The sequence below is a fragment of the Streptomyces sp. NPDC059696 genome (genome assembly GCF_042733745.1).
Taxonomy (GTDB): Bacteria; Actinomycetota; Actinomycetes; order Streptomycetales; family Streptomycetaceae; genus Streptomyces.
On the sequence record NZ_JBHWFG010000007.1, the window covers coordinates 36,998 to 52,200 of the forward strand.

Annotated in this window: 11 protein-coding genes; all 11 read left to right on the plus strand. The window is 70.8% G+C overall.

What is annotated here, in order from left to right; genetic code table 11:
• Positions 1–188: 188 nt before the first annotated feature.
• The gene (locus ACFV20_RS09620; RefSeq protein ID WP_385654418.1) at positions 189–1,520 is read left to right on the plus strand and encodes an OFA family MFS transporter; all 1,332 of its coding nucleotides are present in this window, start codon (positions 189–191) and stop codon (positions 1,518–1,520) included.
• A complete protein-coding gene (locus tag ACFV20_RS09625) occupies positions 1,489–1,629 on the plus strand; it encodes a hypothetical protein (RefSeq protein ID WP_385654421.1) in 141 nt (46 codons plus the stop codon). The genes ACFV20_RS09620 and ACFV20_RS09625 overlap by 32 nt, the downstream gene beginning before the upstream one ends.
• Before the next feature lie 192 nt (positions 1,630–1,821).
• A complete protein-coding gene (locus ACFV20_RS09630) occupies positions 1,822–2,760 on the plus strand; it encodes a beta-ketoacyl-ACP synthase III (RefSeq protein ID WP_385654423.1) in 939 nt (312 codons plus the stop codon).
• A 155-nt stretch (positions 2,761–2,915) separates the two neighbouring features.
• On the plus strand, positions 2,916–3,593 hold the full coding sequence (locus ACFV20_RS09635; protein WP_385654425.1) for a GntR family transcriptional regulator: 678 nt from the start codon (positions 2,916–2,918) through the stop codon (positions 3,591–3,593).
• Positions 3,594–4,118: 525 nt separating this feature from the next.
• Positions 4,119–5,300: an ROK family protein gene (locus tag ACFV20_RS09640; RefSeq protein WP_385654429.1), complete on the plus strand. Its 1,182-nt coding sequence runs from the start codon at positions 4,119–4,121 to the stop codon at positions 5,298–5,300.
• 87 nt (positions 5,301–5,387) lie between these two features.
• Positions 5,388–6,905 (plus strand): sugar ABC transporter ATP-binding protein, encoded by a 1,518-nt coding sequence (locus tag ACFV20_RS09645; RefSeq protein ID WP_385654432.1) that lies wholly within the window; start codon positions 5,388–5,390, stop codon positions 6,903–6,905.
• A complete protein-coding gene (locus tag ACFV20_RS09650; protein ID WP_385654434.1) occupies positions 6,902–7,918 on the plus strand; it encodes an ABC transporter permease in 1,017 nt (338 codons plus the stop codon). The genes ACFV20_RS09645 and ACFV20_RS09650 overlap by 4 nt, the downstream gene beginning before the upstream one ends.
• A gap of 18 nt (positions 7,919–7,936) precedes the next feature.
• Positions 7,937–8,992 carry a substrate-binding domain-containing protein gene (locus tag ACFV20_RS09655; RefSeq protein ID WP_385654436.1) on the plus strand — a complete coding sequence of 352 codons (1,056 nt, stop codon included), beginning with the start codon at positions 7,937–7,939 and terminating at the stop codon, positions 8,990–8,992.
• Positions 8,993–9,047: 55 nt separating this feature from the next.
• Complete coding sequence (locus ACFV20_RS09660; RefSeq protein ID WP_385654439.1) at positions 9,048–10,259, plus strand: Gfo/Idh/MocA family protein; 1,212 nt, start codon at positions 9,048–9,050, stop codon at positions 10,257–10,259.
• A 15-nt stretch (positions 10,260–10,274) separates the two neighbouring features.
• Positions 10,275–11,273 (plus strand): sugar phosphate isomerase/epimerase family protein, encoded by a 999-nt coding sequence (locus tag ACFV20_RS09665; protein WP_385654441.1) that lies wholly within the window; start codon positions 10,275–10,277, stop codon positions 11,271–11,273.
• A 137-nt stretch (positions 11,274–11,410) separates the two neighbouring features.
• Complete coding sequence (locus tag ACFV20_RS09670; RefSeq protein WP_385654445.1) at positions 11,411–15,133, plus strand: ThuA domain-containing protein; 3,723 nt, start codon at positions 11,411–11,413, stop codon at positions 15,131–15,133.
• Positions 15,134–15,203: the final 70 nt, after the last annotated feature.

Sequence of the window (15,203 nt, forward strand, 5' to 3'; positions counted from 1 at the left end):
CCGCGGAGGTGGGGGGAGTGGGACCGGCTCTGACCGGAACGTGTCGACGAAATATTGTCTACAGTATGGAGGTTGGGTGGGCAAGGGTGCGCGCGCCGACCGTTCGGCGCAGGCCGGATACCGTTCACCGCATTCGGTCGACGGCCCGTCTTTCCAACTCCCGTGCAGATCCCTACCGTCCGGGGTTCATGAGTCCCCCCGTCGCGCCCCCGGGCTGGAGCCGATGGCTCGTTCCGCCCGCCGCTCTCTCCGTACATCTCTCCATCGGCCAGGCCTACGCCTGGAGCGTGTTCAAGCCGCCCCTGGAGTCCGCCCTCGGCCTCAGTGGCACGCAGAGCGCGCTGCCCTTCCAGCTGGGCATCGTCATGCTGGGCCTGTCCGCCGCGTTCGGCGGCACCCTCGTGGAGCGCAACGGTCCCCGCTGGGCGATGACCGTCGCCCTGCTCTGCTTCTCCTCCGGCTTCCTGCTCTCCGCGCTGGGCGCGTTCGTGGAGCAGTACTGGCTGATCGTCCTCGGCTACGGCTTCGTCGGCGGCATCGGTCTCGGCATCGGCTACATCTCGCCCGTCTCCACCCTGATCAAGTGGTTCCCGGACCGGCCCGGCATGGCCACCGGCATCGCCATCATGGGCTTCGGCGGCGGCGCGCTCATCGCCTCACCCTGGTCGGCCCGGATGCTGGAGGCCTTCGGCGGCGACAGCTCCGGCATCGCCCTCGCCTTCCTGGTGCACGGGCTGTCGTACGCCGTGTTCATGCTGCTGGGCGTGCTGCTGGTGCGGGTGCCCCGCAGCGACAAGCCCGCCGAGAGCGGTCCCGGTGTCCTGGCCGGCCCGCAGGTCTCAGCGAAACAGGCCCTCCGTACACCGCAGTTCTGGCTGCTGTGGATCGTGCTCTGCATGAACGTCACCGCGGGCATCGGCATCCTGGAGAAGGCCGCGCCGATGATCACGGACTTCTTCGCGGACACCTCCACACCGGTGTCGGTGACGGCCGCCGCCGGATTCGTCGCGCTGCTGTCGGCGGCGAACATGGCGGATCGCATCGGCTGGTCCTCGACGTCCGACCTCATCGGCCGCAAGAACATCTACCGCGTCTACCTGGGCGTCGGCGCCCTGATGTACGCCCTCCTCGCCCTGTTCGGCGACTCCTCCACCCCGCTGTTCGTCCTGTGCGCCCTGGTCATCCTCTCCTTCTACGGCGGTGGATTCGCCACGGTTCCCGCCTATCTGAAGGATTTGTTCGGTACGTACCAGGTGGGTGCCATCCACGGGCGGCTGCTCACCGCCTGGTCCACGGCCGGGGTGCTCGGCCCGCTGATCGTGAACTGGATCGCCGACCGGCAGGAGGAGGCGGGCCGGCACGGCGCGTCCCTGTACGGGCTGTCGTTCGCCATCATGATCGGCCTGCTCGTCGTCGGCTTCGTCGCCAACGAACTGGTCCGTCCCGTCGACCCCCGCCACCACGTCCCCGCCCCGAAGGAGGCAGCCCATGTCGAGCGACAGCAGTCAGAGTCCGCCTAGCCCGGACCGGCGGTGGCTGATCGCCCTCGCCTGGGCGTGGGTGGGCCTACCGCTCGCCTACGGGCTGTACGAGCTCGTCCGCAAGGCGACACAGCTGTTCACCGGGTAGGGCCGGAGCTGCCCGCCCGGCGGGGCGCCGGTGCGCCGGGTGGGCGTTCGACAGGTGTCCGGGCGTCCGAGCTCCTGACCGAAGCTGACAACCCGAGCGCCGGTTTCCTGTCGCCTTGGCTGCCGTCGTACCCGTGAGTCACTGATCAGACTGGTGGATCCGCTACCCAAGGCAACGAGGGGGATCCACCCAATGAACGGCTCGCGCATCGCCGCCGTCGGCCACTACCAGCCCGCCAAGGTGCTCACCAACGAGGACCTGGCGGGCCGGGTCGACACCAGTGACGAGTGGATCCGGAGCCGGGTGGGCATCCGCACGCGGCACATCGCCGGACCCGACGAGCCGGTCGACGAGCTGGCCGGCCACGCCGCCGCCAAGGCGCTCGCCGGGGCCGGGCTGGCTCCCGCGGACATCGACCTGATCCTGGTCGCGACCTCCACCGCCGTCGACCGCTCGCCCAACATGGCCGCCCGGGTGGCGGCCCGCCTGGGCATCCCGCAGGCCGCGACCATGGACCTCAACGTCGTGTGCGCCGGCTTCACCCACGCCCTGGCCACCGCCGACCACGCCGTCCGCGCGGGGGGCGCGAGCCGGGTGCTGGTCATCGGGGCCGACAAGATGTCCGAGGTGACCGACTGGAGCGACCGCACCACGTGTGTGCTCGTCGGTGACGGAGCCGGCGCCGCGGTGGTGGAGGCCGCGGACGAGCCGGCCATCGGGCCGGTGCTGTGGGGCTCGGTGCCCGAGATGGGCAACGCGGTGCGCATCGAGGGCACTCCGCCGCGCTTCGCCCAGGAGGGCCAGAGCGTGTACCGCTGGGCCACCACGCAACTCCCGCCCATCGCGCGCCGGGCCTGCGCACGGGCCGGGCTGGAGCCGGCCGACCTCGCCGGGGTCGTCCTGCACCAGGCGAACCTGCGCATCATCGAGCCCCTCGCGGAGAAGATCGGCGCCGTCAACGCGGTCGTCGCACGCGATGTCACCGAGTCCGGCAACACCTCGGCCGCGAGCATCCCGCTGGCGTTCTCGAAGCTGGTCGAGCAGGGCGCGCTCACCACGGGCGACCCGGTGCTGCTGTTCGGCTTCGGCGGGAACCTGTCGTACGCGGGCCAGGTCGTCCGCTGCCCCTGAGCCGGTCCGGTCCCCGGTGGTGTGACGCGCTCAACTCGCCCGAAGCCTGGCCCTTGTGCGCCGTAGACTGTAGACGAAAGACAATCAATACTGACTCTGCGGCGACACCGGCTCGGGCCGCGCTGTGCACGGCCCTGCCGAGGAGGGGGACCGCGATGCTGTCGACAGGCCTGCCCCAGGGGGCGGTACCCAAGCTGGAACGCCCGGGTCCGCTGCGCGACCGTGTCTACGAGGCACTGCTCGAACTCATCACCACCCGTGCGCTCCAGCCCGGCCAGCATCTCGTCGAGAGCGAACTCGCCGGGCACCTCGGCGTTTCCCGGCAGCCGGTGCGCGAGGCGCTGCAGCGGCTCAACACCGAGGGGTGGGTCGATCTGCGGCCCGCCCAGGGCGCGTTCGTGCACGAGCCGACGGAGGAGGAGGCCGACCAGCTCCTCACGGTCCGTACGCTCCTGGAGGCCGAGGCGGCCCGGCTCGCCGCGGCCAACGCCGACAGCGCGGGCATCGCCGCCCTGGAAGCGCTGTGCGCGGAGGGCGAGAAGGCCGTCGACGCCGACGACGTGGACGGGGCCGTCGCCATGAACGCCCGTTTCCACGCCAAGATCATGGAGCTCGCCGGCAACGCGGTCCTGGCCGAACTCGCCGCCCAGGTCGACCGGCGCGTGCGCTGGTACTACACGCCCGTGGCCCGCCGACGCGGTCACCAGTCCTGGATCGAGCACCGCGAACTGATCGCCGCGGTCACCGACCGGGACGAACAGCGCGCGACCCGGCTGATGCGCGAACACACCGAGCACACGCGCCGCTCGTACCACGCGCGTTCGGGCGCGTAGCGCACCTGGCAGCCAGTAGCGCCCCCAGGGGCCGCACGCCCCAACGAGCCGGTAGCGCTCCTACGAGCCCGTAGCGCCCCTGCGGGCCCTGACGCACCTGCGAGCCCGTGGTGCCCCTGCGAGTTCGTGGCGCACTGCGAGGTGGCGCCCCTGCGAGTCCGTGGCGCCCCTGCGGGCCCTGGCGCACCTGCGAGCCCGTGGTGCCCCTGCGAGTTCGTGGCGCACTGCGAGGTGGCGCCCCTGCAAGCCCGTGGCGCACCTGCGAGTCCGTGGCGCACGTGCGAGTTCGTGGCGCACCTGCGTGCCCGTGGTACCGCAACTCGCCCTGCCCTGCCCCGTCCTGTGGGGCAGGGCATGCGTCGCCGCTGCTTTGTCCACTGAGTGGAGAAAGTGCGGGGCAATTCCTGCGCGACTTCTTCCCACTCCCGGCAGCCACTGCTACGTTCCCTCCGAAAGCAAGCCACCGAGGTGGCGGAAAACCGGCGCGCACAGGCCGATCGAGGCGGGGAGGGGCTCGTGAGACGTATGACCGCACGACCCGGAAACGCCCACCAGGCCCGACTGCTCAAGCTGTTGCGCGACGGCGGCCCCCACTCCCGTGCCCAGCTGGGCGACCGGGTCGACCTCTCGCGGTCCAAGCTGGCCGTGGAGGTGGACCGGCTGCTGGAGACCGGGCTGGTCGTGGCCGACGGACTCGCCGCCTCGCGCGGTGGCCGCCGATCCCACAACATCCGCCTCAACCCCGAACTGCGCTTCCTCGGCGTCGACATCGGCGCGACCTCGGTCGACGTCGCCGTCACCAACGCCGAGCTGGAGACCCTCGGGCACCTCAACCAGCCCATGGACGTGCGCGAAGGGCCCGTCGCGGTCTTCGAGCAGGTCCTGGCCATGGCCGCGAAGCTGAGAGCCTCCGGGCTCGCGGAGGGGTTCGACGGCGCCGGCATCGGCGTCCCCGGCCCGGTCCGCTTCCCCGAGGGCATCCCGGTGGCACCGCCGATCATGCCCGGCTGGGACGGCTTCCCCGTGCGGGAGGCGCTCAGCCAGGAACTCGGCTGCCCGGTCATGGTCGACAACGACGTGAACCTGATGGCGATGGGGGAGCAGCACGCGGGCGTCGCCCGCACCGTCGCCGACTTCCTCTGCGTCAAGATCGGCACCGGTATCGGCTGCGGCATCGTCGTCGGCGGTGAGGTCTACCGCGGCACGACGGGCAGCGCAGGCGACATCGGACACATCCAGGCCGTCCCCGACGGCCGCCCCTGCGCCTGCGGCAACCGGGGCTGCCTGGAGGCCCACTTCAGTGGAGCCGCCCTGGCCCGCGACGCCAGGGAGGCCGCCCAGCAGGGGCTCTCCGCCGAACTGGCCTCGCGGCTGGACACCAACGGCACGCTCACCGCCGTGGACGTCGCCGCCGCGGCCGCGGCCGGTGACGCCACCGCCCTCGACCTGATCCGCGAGGGCGGCAACCGCACCGGCCAGGTCATCGCCGGCCTGGTCAGCTTCTTCAACCCGGGCCTGGTGGTGATCGGCGGCGGGGTGACCGGCCTCGGCCACACCCTGCTCGCCGCGATCCGCACCCAGGTCTACCGCCAGTCGCTGCCCCTGGCGACCGGCAACCTCCCCATCGTCCTCGGGGAGTTGGGCCCCACCGCCGGCGTGATCGGCGCGGTCCGGCTCATCAGCGACCACCTGTTCTCACCCGCGTAGTCCGTCCGACAGCACGGCTCCCTCAGCACAGCGCCCTGCTCTGCCCTGCCCTGAAACCGGCCCGCACGCCCGCCAAGGGGAATCCGCATGGCACCAGAACCACCGCTGCTCAGCATGTCCGGCATCACCAAGTCGTTCCCCGGAGTCCGGGCCCTCGACGGCGTCGACCTCGACGTCCAGGCCGGTGAGGTGCACTGCCTCCTCGGCCAGAACGGCGCCGGCAAGTCCACCCTCATCAAGGTGCTGGCCGGTGCCCACCAGCCCGACACCGGAAGCATCCGCTGGCGCGGCGAGGAGGTCACCCTCCGCTCGCCGATCAACGCCATGCGGCTCGGCATCGCCACCATCTACCAGGAACTCGACCTGGTGGAGCACCTGTCGGTCGCCGAGAACGTCCACCTCGGGCACGAGCCGACCACCGCGGGCTTCGTCGTGCGCGGCAGGACGGCCAGGGCGTCGACGGCCGCGCTGCTGAAGCGACTCGGTCATGCCGAGATCGATCCCGCACGGCTCGTGGGACGGCTGTCGGCGGCCCAGCAGCAGATCGTGTCCATGGCGCGGGCGCTCTCCCACGACGTGCGGCTCATCGTGATGGACGAGCCGTCCGCGGCCCTCGACCCGGACGAGGTCGACAACCTCTTCCGCATCGTCGGCGACCTGACCGCCGCCGGAGTCGCCGTCGTCTACATCTCCCACCGCCTGGAGGAGATCCGCCGCATCGGCGACCGGGTGACCGTCCTGAAGGACGGACGGGCCGTGGCGAACGGACTCCCGGCGAAATCGACCCCGACGCGCGAGGTCGTCGCCCTGATGACCGGCCGCAACGTCGAGTACGTCTTCCCCGACCGCCCCCTCTCCCCGCCGCCCGGCGAACCCGTGCTGACCGTCCGGGGACTGTCCAGGCAAGGGGAGTTCGAGCCGCTCGACCTGGAGGTCCGGCCGGGCGAGATCGTCGGCCTCGCCGGACTGGTCGGCTCGGGCCGCTCCGAGATCCTCGAAACCGTCTACGGCGCCCGCAAACCGACGGCCGGTCAGGTACGGGTCGGGGGCCGGGCCCTGAAGCCGGGCAGCGTACGGGCCGCCGTCCGGGCCGGACTCGGCCTCGCCCCCGAGGAACGCAAGGCTCAGGCCCTGCTGATGCTGGAGTCCGTCACCCGCAACGTGTCGGTCTCCTCCATGTCCCGCTTCGCGCGCGGCGGCTGGATCGACCGGGGCGCCGAACTCGGAGCCGCCCGGGCCGCCACCCGTGAGCTGTCGCTGCGGCCCGACAACCCGGCCGTGCCCGTGCGCACCCTGTCCGGCGGCAACCAGCAGAAGGCCGTCCTGGCCCGCTGGCTGCTGCGCGGCTGCAAGGTACTGCTGCTCGACGAACCCACCCGCGGCGTCGACGTGGGCGCCCGCGCCGAGCTCTACGCGGTCATCCGCCGGCTCGCCGACGAGGGCCTCGCCGTGCTGCTGGTCTCCAGCGAGGTGCCCGAGGTGCTCGGCCTCGCCGACCGTGTGCTGGTGCTGCGCGAGGGCCGTGTCGTCCACACGGCACCCGCGCGCGAACTCGACGAACACCGCGTACTCGACCTGGTCATGGAAGGAAGCCCGGCGTCATGACGCAGCCCGTCTCCCCGCCGCGGGACAGCACCGCGAAGGTGCCCGAGGACCGGCCCCCGGCCTGGCGCGGCCTCGTGGCCCGCGCCGACCTGCGCACCCTCTCCCTGCTCGGCGTGCTCGCCGCACTGATCGTCGTCGGCGGCATCACCAAGCCCGACGAGTTCCTCGACACCCGCAACCTGCAACTGGTCCTCACCCAGGCCTCCGTGGTCGGCGTCGTCACCGTCGGCATGACCTTCGTCATCGTCTCCGGCGGCATCGACCTGTCGGTCGGCGCGATCGTCGCCCTCGCCTCGGTGTGGGCGACCACCGTCGCCACCCAGGAGTACGGCTTCGCCGGCATCCTCTTCACGGCGATCGTCGTCGGCGTCGGCTGCGGCCTGGTCAACGGCGTGCTCATCGCCTACGGCTCGATGGTGCCGTTCATCGCCACCCTCGCCATGCTGGCCTCCGCCCGCGGCCTCGCCCTGCAGATCACCGACGGCAAGACGCAGATCGTCACGGTGCCGTCCGTCCTCGACCTGGGGGAGCGCGACGCCTACGTCCTCGGCATCCCGCCCCTGGTCCTGGTGTTCGCCGTCGTGACGGTCATCGGCTGGCTGGTGCTCAACCGCACCACCTTCGGCCGCCGCACGGTCGCCGTCGGAGGCAACCCGGAGGCCGCCCGGCTCGCCGGCATCCACGTGCGCCGCCAGCGGCTCTACCTCTACCTGCTGTCGGGGCTGTGCTGCGGCATCGCCGCCTTCCTGCTCATCGTCCTGTCCGGCTCCGGCCAGAACACCAACGGCAACCTCTACGAACTCGACGCCATCGCCGCCGCGATCATCGGCGGCACCCTGCTCACCGGCGGCCGGGGCACCATCACCGGCTCCGTGCTCGGCGTCCTGATCTTCTTCACCATCACCAACATCTTCGCCCTGAACAACCTGCAGAGCGACGTCCAGCAGATCGCCAAGGGCGCGATCATCGTCGCCGCCGTGCTGGTCCAGCGCCGTACCGCGAGCACGACCTGAGGGAAAGGGTTCACCGCCATGCCAGAGCACACACCGTTCGCGAGCCGCAGAGGGCTGCTCTTCGGAGCCGCCGCCGTCTCCGCCGGTGCCCTCCTCACGGGGTGCACGAGCAACGAGCCGTCCGCATCCGAGGACGAACCGGCCGGCAACGGCCGGCCGGCCGCCGACGACAAGCCCGGCAAGCAGGTCACCATCGGCTTCGCCGGACCACAGGCCGACCACGGCTGGCTCAACGCCATCAACGACAACGCCAAGAGCCGCGCCGAGAAGTACTCCGACGTCACCCTGGAGATCACCGAGGGCTCCAACGACACCGCCCAGCAGATCGGCCAGATCGAGACCCTCATCAACAAGAAGGTCGACGTCCTGGTCGTGCTGCCCGCCGACGGCAAGGCCCTCACCCAGGTCGGCCTGAAGGCGATGCGTGCCGGCATCCCGGTCGTCAACCTCGACCGCATCTTCAACTCCCCGCAGGCCTACCGCTGCTGGATCGGCGGCGACAACTACGGCATGGGCCTCAACGCCGGGCACTACATCGGCGAGAAACTCAAGGGCAAGTCCGGGGCCCGCGTCATCGAACTGGCGGGCCTGGACAACCTGGAGCTCACCAAACAGCGCACCCAGGGCTTCGACGACGCCCTGAAGAACTACCCCAACATCAAGAAGGTCGCCCGGCAGGCCGCCGAGTTCACCGTCGAGTCCGGCCAGGCCAAGATGGCCCAGCTGCTCCAGGCCCAGTCGAAGTTCGACGCGCTGTGGAACCACGACGACGACCAGGGCGTGGGTGCGCTGCGCGCCATCGAGCAGGCCGGGCGCGACGACTTCCTCATGGTCGGTGGCGCCGGTGCGCTCTCCGCGTTCCAGGCCATCAAGCAGGACGACGGCGTGCTCAAGGCGACCGTGCTGTACCCGCCGACCATGGCCGCCTCCGCGATCGACCTGGCCCGCGCCCTCGGCCAGGGCAAGGGCATCGGGGGCCTCGCCGAGTTCGAGATCCCCTCGTCGCTCACCCTCTACTCGGCCGTCGTCGACAAGACCAACGTCGACCAGTACATGTCCACCGGCTTCAAGTGAGCCGCCCCGCACCCCCCACGTGCGCCACCCCGACCAGGACGAGGAGGACACCCGTATGGGACAGCCGCAGCAGCAGTCGGAAGGGACCGAGAAAGGCAAGCCACCCCTGCGTGTGGGGATGGTGGGCTACGCCTTCATGGGCGCCGCCCACTCCCAGGGCTGGCGCACCGCGGGCCGCGTCTTCGACCTGCCGCTGAACCCCGTGCAGGCCGTGATCTGCGGCCGGGACGCCACCGCCGTCCGGGCCGCGGCCGACCGGCACGGCTGGGAGTCCACCGAGACCGACTGGCGGGCCCTCGTCGAACGGGACGACGTCGACCTCGTCGACATCTGCACCCCCGGCGACAGCCACGCCGAGATCGCCCTGGCCGCCCTGGCCGCGGGCAAGCACGTCCTGTGCGAGAAGCCGCTGGCCAACACCGTCGAGGAGGCCACCTCGATGGCGCTGGCGGCCGAGCAGGCCCACACACGAGGCCAGGTGGCGATGGTCGGCTTCAACTACCGCCGGGTGCCCGCCACCGCCCAGGCCCGCCGCATGGTCGCCGAGGGCCGGCTGGGCAGGCTGCGGCACGTGCGCGTGACGTACCTCCAGGACTGGCTGGTCGACCCCCGCTTCCCGCTGACCTGGCGGCTGCGCAAGGAGCAGGCCGGCTCCGGCTCGCTCGGCGACCTGGGCGCGCACATCGTCGACCTCGCGCAGTATCTGGTGGGGGAGCCGCTGGCCGGTGTCTCCGCGCTGACGGAGACCTTCGTCCGGGAGCGGCCCCTGCCCACCGGCGCCACGAGCGGCCTGTCCGCCGTCACCTCCGCCGGCACCGGGCAGGTCACCGTCGACGACGCCGCCCTCTTCACGGCCCGCTTCCCCTCCGGTGCCCTCGCCTCCTTCGAGGCCACCCGCTACGCCACCGGCCGCAAGAACGCCTTGCGCATCGAACTCAACGGGGAACGCGGCTCGCTCGCCTTCGACCTGGAGCGGCTCAACGAACTGTCCTTCCACGACGCCACCGAGCCCGGTGCGGAGGCAGGGTTCCGGCGGATCCTCGTCACCGAACCCGACCACCCCTATCTGGAGGCCTGGTGGCCGCCGGGCCACGGCCTCGGCTACGAGCACACCTTCGTCCACCAGGCCCGCGACCTCGTGCACGCCATCGCCGAGGGACGCCGCCCCGAACCCTCCTTCGCCGACGGGCTGCAGGTGCAGCGCGTGCTCGCGGCGGTCGAGGAGAGCGCCGAGAAGAACTCCGTCTACACGCCGATCGCGGTCTGAGGAGGGCCTGTACCGATGCCCCGCACCTTCACGCTCTTCACCGGCCAGTGGGCGGACCTGCCCCTGGAGGAGGTCTGCCGCCTGGCCCGCGACTTCGGCTACGACGGCCTCGAACTCGCCTGCTGGGGGGACCACTTCGAAGTCGACAAGGCACTGGCCGACCCGTCGTACCTGGACGGCCGCCGGGCCCTGCTCGACAAGTACGGACTCACGTGCTGGGCCGTCTCCAACCACCTGGTCGGGCAGGCCGTCTGCGACGCCATCATCGACGAACGCCACCTGGCCATCCTGCCGGGCGACGTGTGGGGCGACGGAGACCCGGAGGGTGTCCGGCAGCGGGCCGCCGAACGCATGAAGGACACCGCCCGGGCCGCGGCCGCCTTCGGCGTGAACACCGTCATCGGGTTCACCGGCTCCGCCATCTGGCACCTGGTCGCCATGTTCCCGCCCGCGCCCGAGTCGATGATCGAACGCGGCTACCAGGACTTCGCCGACCGCTGGAACCCGATCCTGGACGTCTTCGACACCGAGGGCGTGCGGTTCGCCCACGAGGTCCATCCCAGCGAGATCGCCTACGACTACTGGACCACGCAGCGGGCCCTGGAAGCCGTCGGCCGGCGTCCCGCCTTCGGCCTCAACTTCGACCCCTCGCACTTCGTCTGGCAGGACCTCGACCCGGTCGGCTTCCTCTGGGACTTCCGCGACCGGATCTACCACGTCGACTGCAAGGAGGCCCGCAAGCGCCTCGACGGCCGCAACGGCCGGCTCGGCTCCCACCTGCCCTGGGGCGACCCGCGGCGCGGCTGGGACTTCGTCTCCGCCGGACACGGAGACGTGCCCTGGGAGGACGTCTTCCGCATGCTGCGCTCCATCGACTACACGGGCCCCGTCTCCGTCGAATGGGAGGACGCCGGCATGGACCGGCTCCAGGGGGCGCCCGAGGCCCTGACCCGGCTCAAGGCCTTCGACTTCGAACCACCCAGCGCGTCCTTCGACGCCGCCTTCAACAGCTGAACCACGGGTTCACCACTCCGACCTGCCTTGACCTGCTCGAGGCACGCCCGCCTCCGGGGTGACGGCGCACCCCGGCGCCCGCACCGCACGCTTCGCACCCATCCCGTACGGCCCCACCCCGTTCCCGGAGGGACTTCGTGCACAGAACCGGATCCAGAAGCACCCGCATCCCCAGGCGTACCGGACTACGCACCACTGTCGCCCTGTTCACCGGCCTGCTTCTCGCCGTCGGAACCCCCGCCACCGTCGCCGGCGCCCACCCCGGGCACCCGGAGCACGACGAACCGGCGGCCGCCGAGGGCCAGTTCCAGCAGGTGCCGCTCGCCAAGGGCGAACCCGAGACGGGCGAGCCCATGTCGCTCGCCGTCCTCCCGGACCGCAGCGTCCTGCACACCTCACGCGACGGCACGCTGCGCCTCACCGACCAGGGCGGCGTCACCAAGGTCGCCGGCAAGCTCGACGTGTACAGCCACGACGAGGAAGGCCTCCAGGGCGTCGGCATCGACCCGGACTTCAAGAACAACCGGGCGATCTACCTGTACTACGCCCCGCCGCTCGACACCCCGGCGGGCGACGCCCCGGAGACCGGAACCGCCGACGACTTCAAGAAGTTCGACGGCGTCAACCGCCTCTCGCGCTTCGTCCTCAACCCCAACGGCACACTGAACCTGTCCAGCGAGAAGAAGGTCCTGGACGTCGCGGCCTCCCGGGGCACCTGCTGCCACGTCGGCGGCGACATCGACTTCGACGCGGACGGCAACCTCTACCTGTCGACCGGCGACGACACCAACCCCTTCGCCTCCGACGGCTACACCCCGATCGACGACCGGCCGAACCGCAACCCGGCCTTCGACGCCCGCCGCAGCGCCGGCAACACCAACGACCTGCGCGGCAAGATCCTGCGCATCAAGGTCGCCGAGGACGGCTCCTACACCGTCCCGGAGGGCAACCTCTTCGCGCCGGGCACCGAGAAGACCCGCCCCGAGATCTACGCGATGGGCTTCCGCAACCCGTTCCGCATGAGCGTCGACGACAAGACCGGCACCGTCTACGTGGGCGACTACGGCCCCGACGCCGGCGCCGCCGACCCCAAGCGCGGCCCGGGCGGTCAGGTCGAGTTCGCCAAGGTCACCAAGGCCGCCAACTTCGGCTGGCCCTTCTGCACCGGCGCCAACGACCCGTACGTCGACTACGACTTCGCCACCAAGGAGTCCGGCGAGACCTTCGACTGCGACGCCCCGAAGAACACCTCGCCGCACAACACGGGCCTCACCGACCTGCCGCCCGCGCAGGCCGCCTGGATCCCGTACGACGGCGGCTCCGTGCCCGAGTTCGGCAGCGGCTCCGAGTCCCCGATGGGCGGCCCGGTCTACCGCTACGACCCCGAGCTGAACTCCAGCGTGAAGTTCCCCGAGGCCTACGACGGCGACTTCTTCGCCGGTGAGTTCGGGCGCCGCTGGATCAAGCGGATCGAGCAGAACGCGGACGGCTCCGTCGCGAAGATCAACGACTTCCCCTGGACCGGCACCCAGATCATGGACATGGAGTTCGGCCCCGACGGCGCCCTCTACGTCCTCGACTACGGCCTCTCCTGGTTCCAGGGCGACAAGGACTCCGCGCTGTACCGCATCGAGAACGCCGAGGACGGCTTCTCCCCGATCGCCGAGGTCAGCGCCGACCGGACATCCGGGGCGGCCGGCCTGAAGGTCAAGTTCACCGCCTCCGCCAAGGACGCCGACTCCACGGGCCTCACCTACAGCTGGGACTTCGGCGACGGCACCAAGGGCGAGGGCCTCACCCCCACCCACACCTACAAGAAGGTCGGCACCTACAGCGCCACCTTCACCGCCAAGGACCCCGAGGGCAACACCGGCAACGCCAGCGTCCGGATCGTCGTCGGCAACACCGAGCCGAAGGTGACGATCGAGACCCCGGGCAACGGCAGCATGGCCGCATTCGGCAAGCCCGTCCCGTTCAAGGTGAAGGTCACCGACCCCGAGGAGACCGTCGACTGCTCCAAGGTCAAGGTCACCTACAGCCTCGGCCACGACTCCCACGCCCACGAACTGACCAGTGAGATGGGCTGCGAGGGCACCCTGACACCGCCCCCCGGCGACGGCGGCCACGACCCCAACGCCAACATCTACGGCGTCGTCGGCGCGAGCTACACCGACGGCGGGGCGAACGGCCAGGAGGCCCTGACCGGCACCGCCCGCACCGTGCTCCAGCCGCTGCACCGCCAGGGAGAGCACTTCACCACCCAGTCGGGCGTCTCCGTCATCACCAAGACCGGCGCCAACGGCGGCAAGACCGTCGGCGAAATCAACGACGGCGACTGGATCTCCTTCTCCCCCTACCGGTTCAACGGTGAGAGGAAGATGACCGTGCGGGCCTCCTCCGGCGGCGCGGGCGGCTTCGTCGAACTGCGCACCGGCTCTCCCGAGGGACCGCTGCACGGCTCGGCGTACATCCCGCCCACCGGCGGCTGGGAGACCTTCCAGAACGTCGACGTACCGCTGCGGTCACTGCCGAAGAAGACCACCGACATCTACCTGGTGTTCAAGGGCGGCGACGGCGCGCTGTACGACGTCGACGACTTCGAGTTCTCCAAGGAACCGTTCAAGGGCGGCAAGAAGGTCCTGGTCTTCTCCAAGACCGCCGGCTTCCGGCACGACTCCATCCCGGCGGGCATCACCGCCCTGAAGGAACTCGGCGGCCCGGCCGGCATCACCGTCGACGCCACCGAGGAAGCACGGCAGTTCACCACGACCAACCTCGCCAAGTACGACGCCGTGGCCTTCCTGTCCACCACCGGCGATGTGCTGAACGCCGAGCAGCAGAAGGCCTTCGAGGACTACGTCGCCGGCGGCGGGGGCTACATGGGCATCCACGCGGCCGCCGACACCGAGTACGACTGGGAGTTCTACGGCGGACTCGTCGGCGCCTACTTCCAGTCCCACCCGGCCATCCAGAAGGCCACCGTCCGCGTCGAGGACCACGACCACCCCTCGACCGCGCACCTGGACGACGCCTGGGAGCGCACCGACGAGTGGTACAACTACCGCACCAACCCGCGGGAGAAGGCCAAGGTCCTCGCCACCCTGGACGAGACCACCTACCAGGGCGGCACCATGAAGGGCGACCACCCGATCGCCTGGTGCCAGAGCTACGGCGGCGGCCGGTCCTTCTACACCGGCGGCGGCCACACCAAGGAGTCCTACGCGGACGAGGCCTTCCGCGCCCACCTGCTCGGCGGCCTGCAGTACGCCACCGGCCAGGTCAAGGCGGACTGCAAGCCGAGCAAGGACTACCGGAAGATCTTCAACGGCCGGACCCTGGACGGCTGGAAGCAGGCCGGGCCCGGCACGTTCCACGTCAAGGACGGCACCCTGGAGACCGAGGGCGGCATGGGCCTGCTCTGGTACCAGGCCAAGGAGCTGAAGTCGTACTCCCTCAAGCTCGACTGGAAGATGCGGGGCGACGACAACTCCGGGATCTTCGTGGGCTTCCCCGCCTCCGACGACCCCTGGTCCGCCGTGAACAAGGGCTACGAGATCCAGATCGACGCCACCGACGCCCCCGACCGCACCACGGGATCCGTCTACTCGTTCAAGTCGGCGAACATCAAGGCCCGTGACCAGGTCCTGCGGCCCCCCGGCCAGTGGAACTCCTACGAGATCAAGGTCCAGGGCGAACGCCTCCAGGTGTTCCTCAACGGAGTCAAGATCAACGACTTCACCAACAAGGACCCCGAGCGGAGCCTGACCGACGGCTACATCGGCCTGCAGAACCACGGCGCCGACGACCAGGTCTCCTTCCGCAACATCCAGCTGAAGGAACTGCCCGTCCAGGGCCAGTGAACGGCGGCGGGCGGGGGACGCCGGACCCCCCCCCCCCCCCCCCCCCACCCCCCCCGGCGCCCGCCCCCAA

What these genes read in the sequence shown, in the direction of transcription:
- ACFV20_RS09620 (WP_385654418.1), top strand. Translation starts at nt 189, where the DNA reads ATGAGTCCCCCCGTCGCGCCCCCGGGCTGGAGCCGATGGCTCGTTCCG.
- ACFV20_RS09630 (WP_385654423.1), top strand. Translation starts at nt 1,822, where the DNA reads ATGAACGGCTCGCGCATCGCCGCCGTCGGCCACTACCAGCCCGCCAAG.
- ACFV20_RS09650 (WP_385654434.1), top strand. Translation starts at nt 6,902, where the DNA reads ATGACGCAGCCCGTCTCCCCGCCGCGGGACAGCACCGCGAAGGTGCCC.
- ACFV20_RS09640 (WP_385654429.1), top strand. Translation starts at nt 4,119, where the DNA reads ATGACCGCACGACCCGGAAACGCCCACCAGGCCCGACTGCTCAAGCTG.
- ACFV20_RS09665 (WP_385654441.1), top strand. Translation starts at nt 10,275, where the DNA reads ATGCCCCGCACCTTCACGCTCTTCACCGGCCAGTGGGCGGACCTGCCC.
- ACFV20_RS09625 (WP_385654421.1), top strand. Translation starts at nt 1,489, where the DNA reads ATGTCGAGCGACAGCAGTCAGAGTCCGCCTAGCCCGGACCGGCGGTGG.
- ACFV20_RS09645 (WP_385654432.1), top strand. Translation starts at nt 5,388, where the DNA reads ATGGCACCAGAACCACCGCTGCTCAGCATGTCCGGCATCACCAAGTCG.
- ACFV20_RS09660 (WP_385654439.1), top strand. Translation starts at nt 9,048, where the DNA reads ATGGGACAGCCGCAGCAGCAGTCGGAAGGGACCGAGAAAGGCAAGCCA.
- ACFV20_RS09635 (WP_385654425.1), top strand. Translation starts at nt 2,916, where the DNA reads ATGCTGTCGACAGGCCTGCCCCAGGGGGCGGTACCCAAGCTGGAACGC.
- ACFV20_RS09655 (WP_385654436.1), top strand. Translation starts at nt 7,937, where the DNA reads ATGCCAGAGCACACACCGTTCGCGAGCCGCAGAGGGCTGCTCTTCGGA.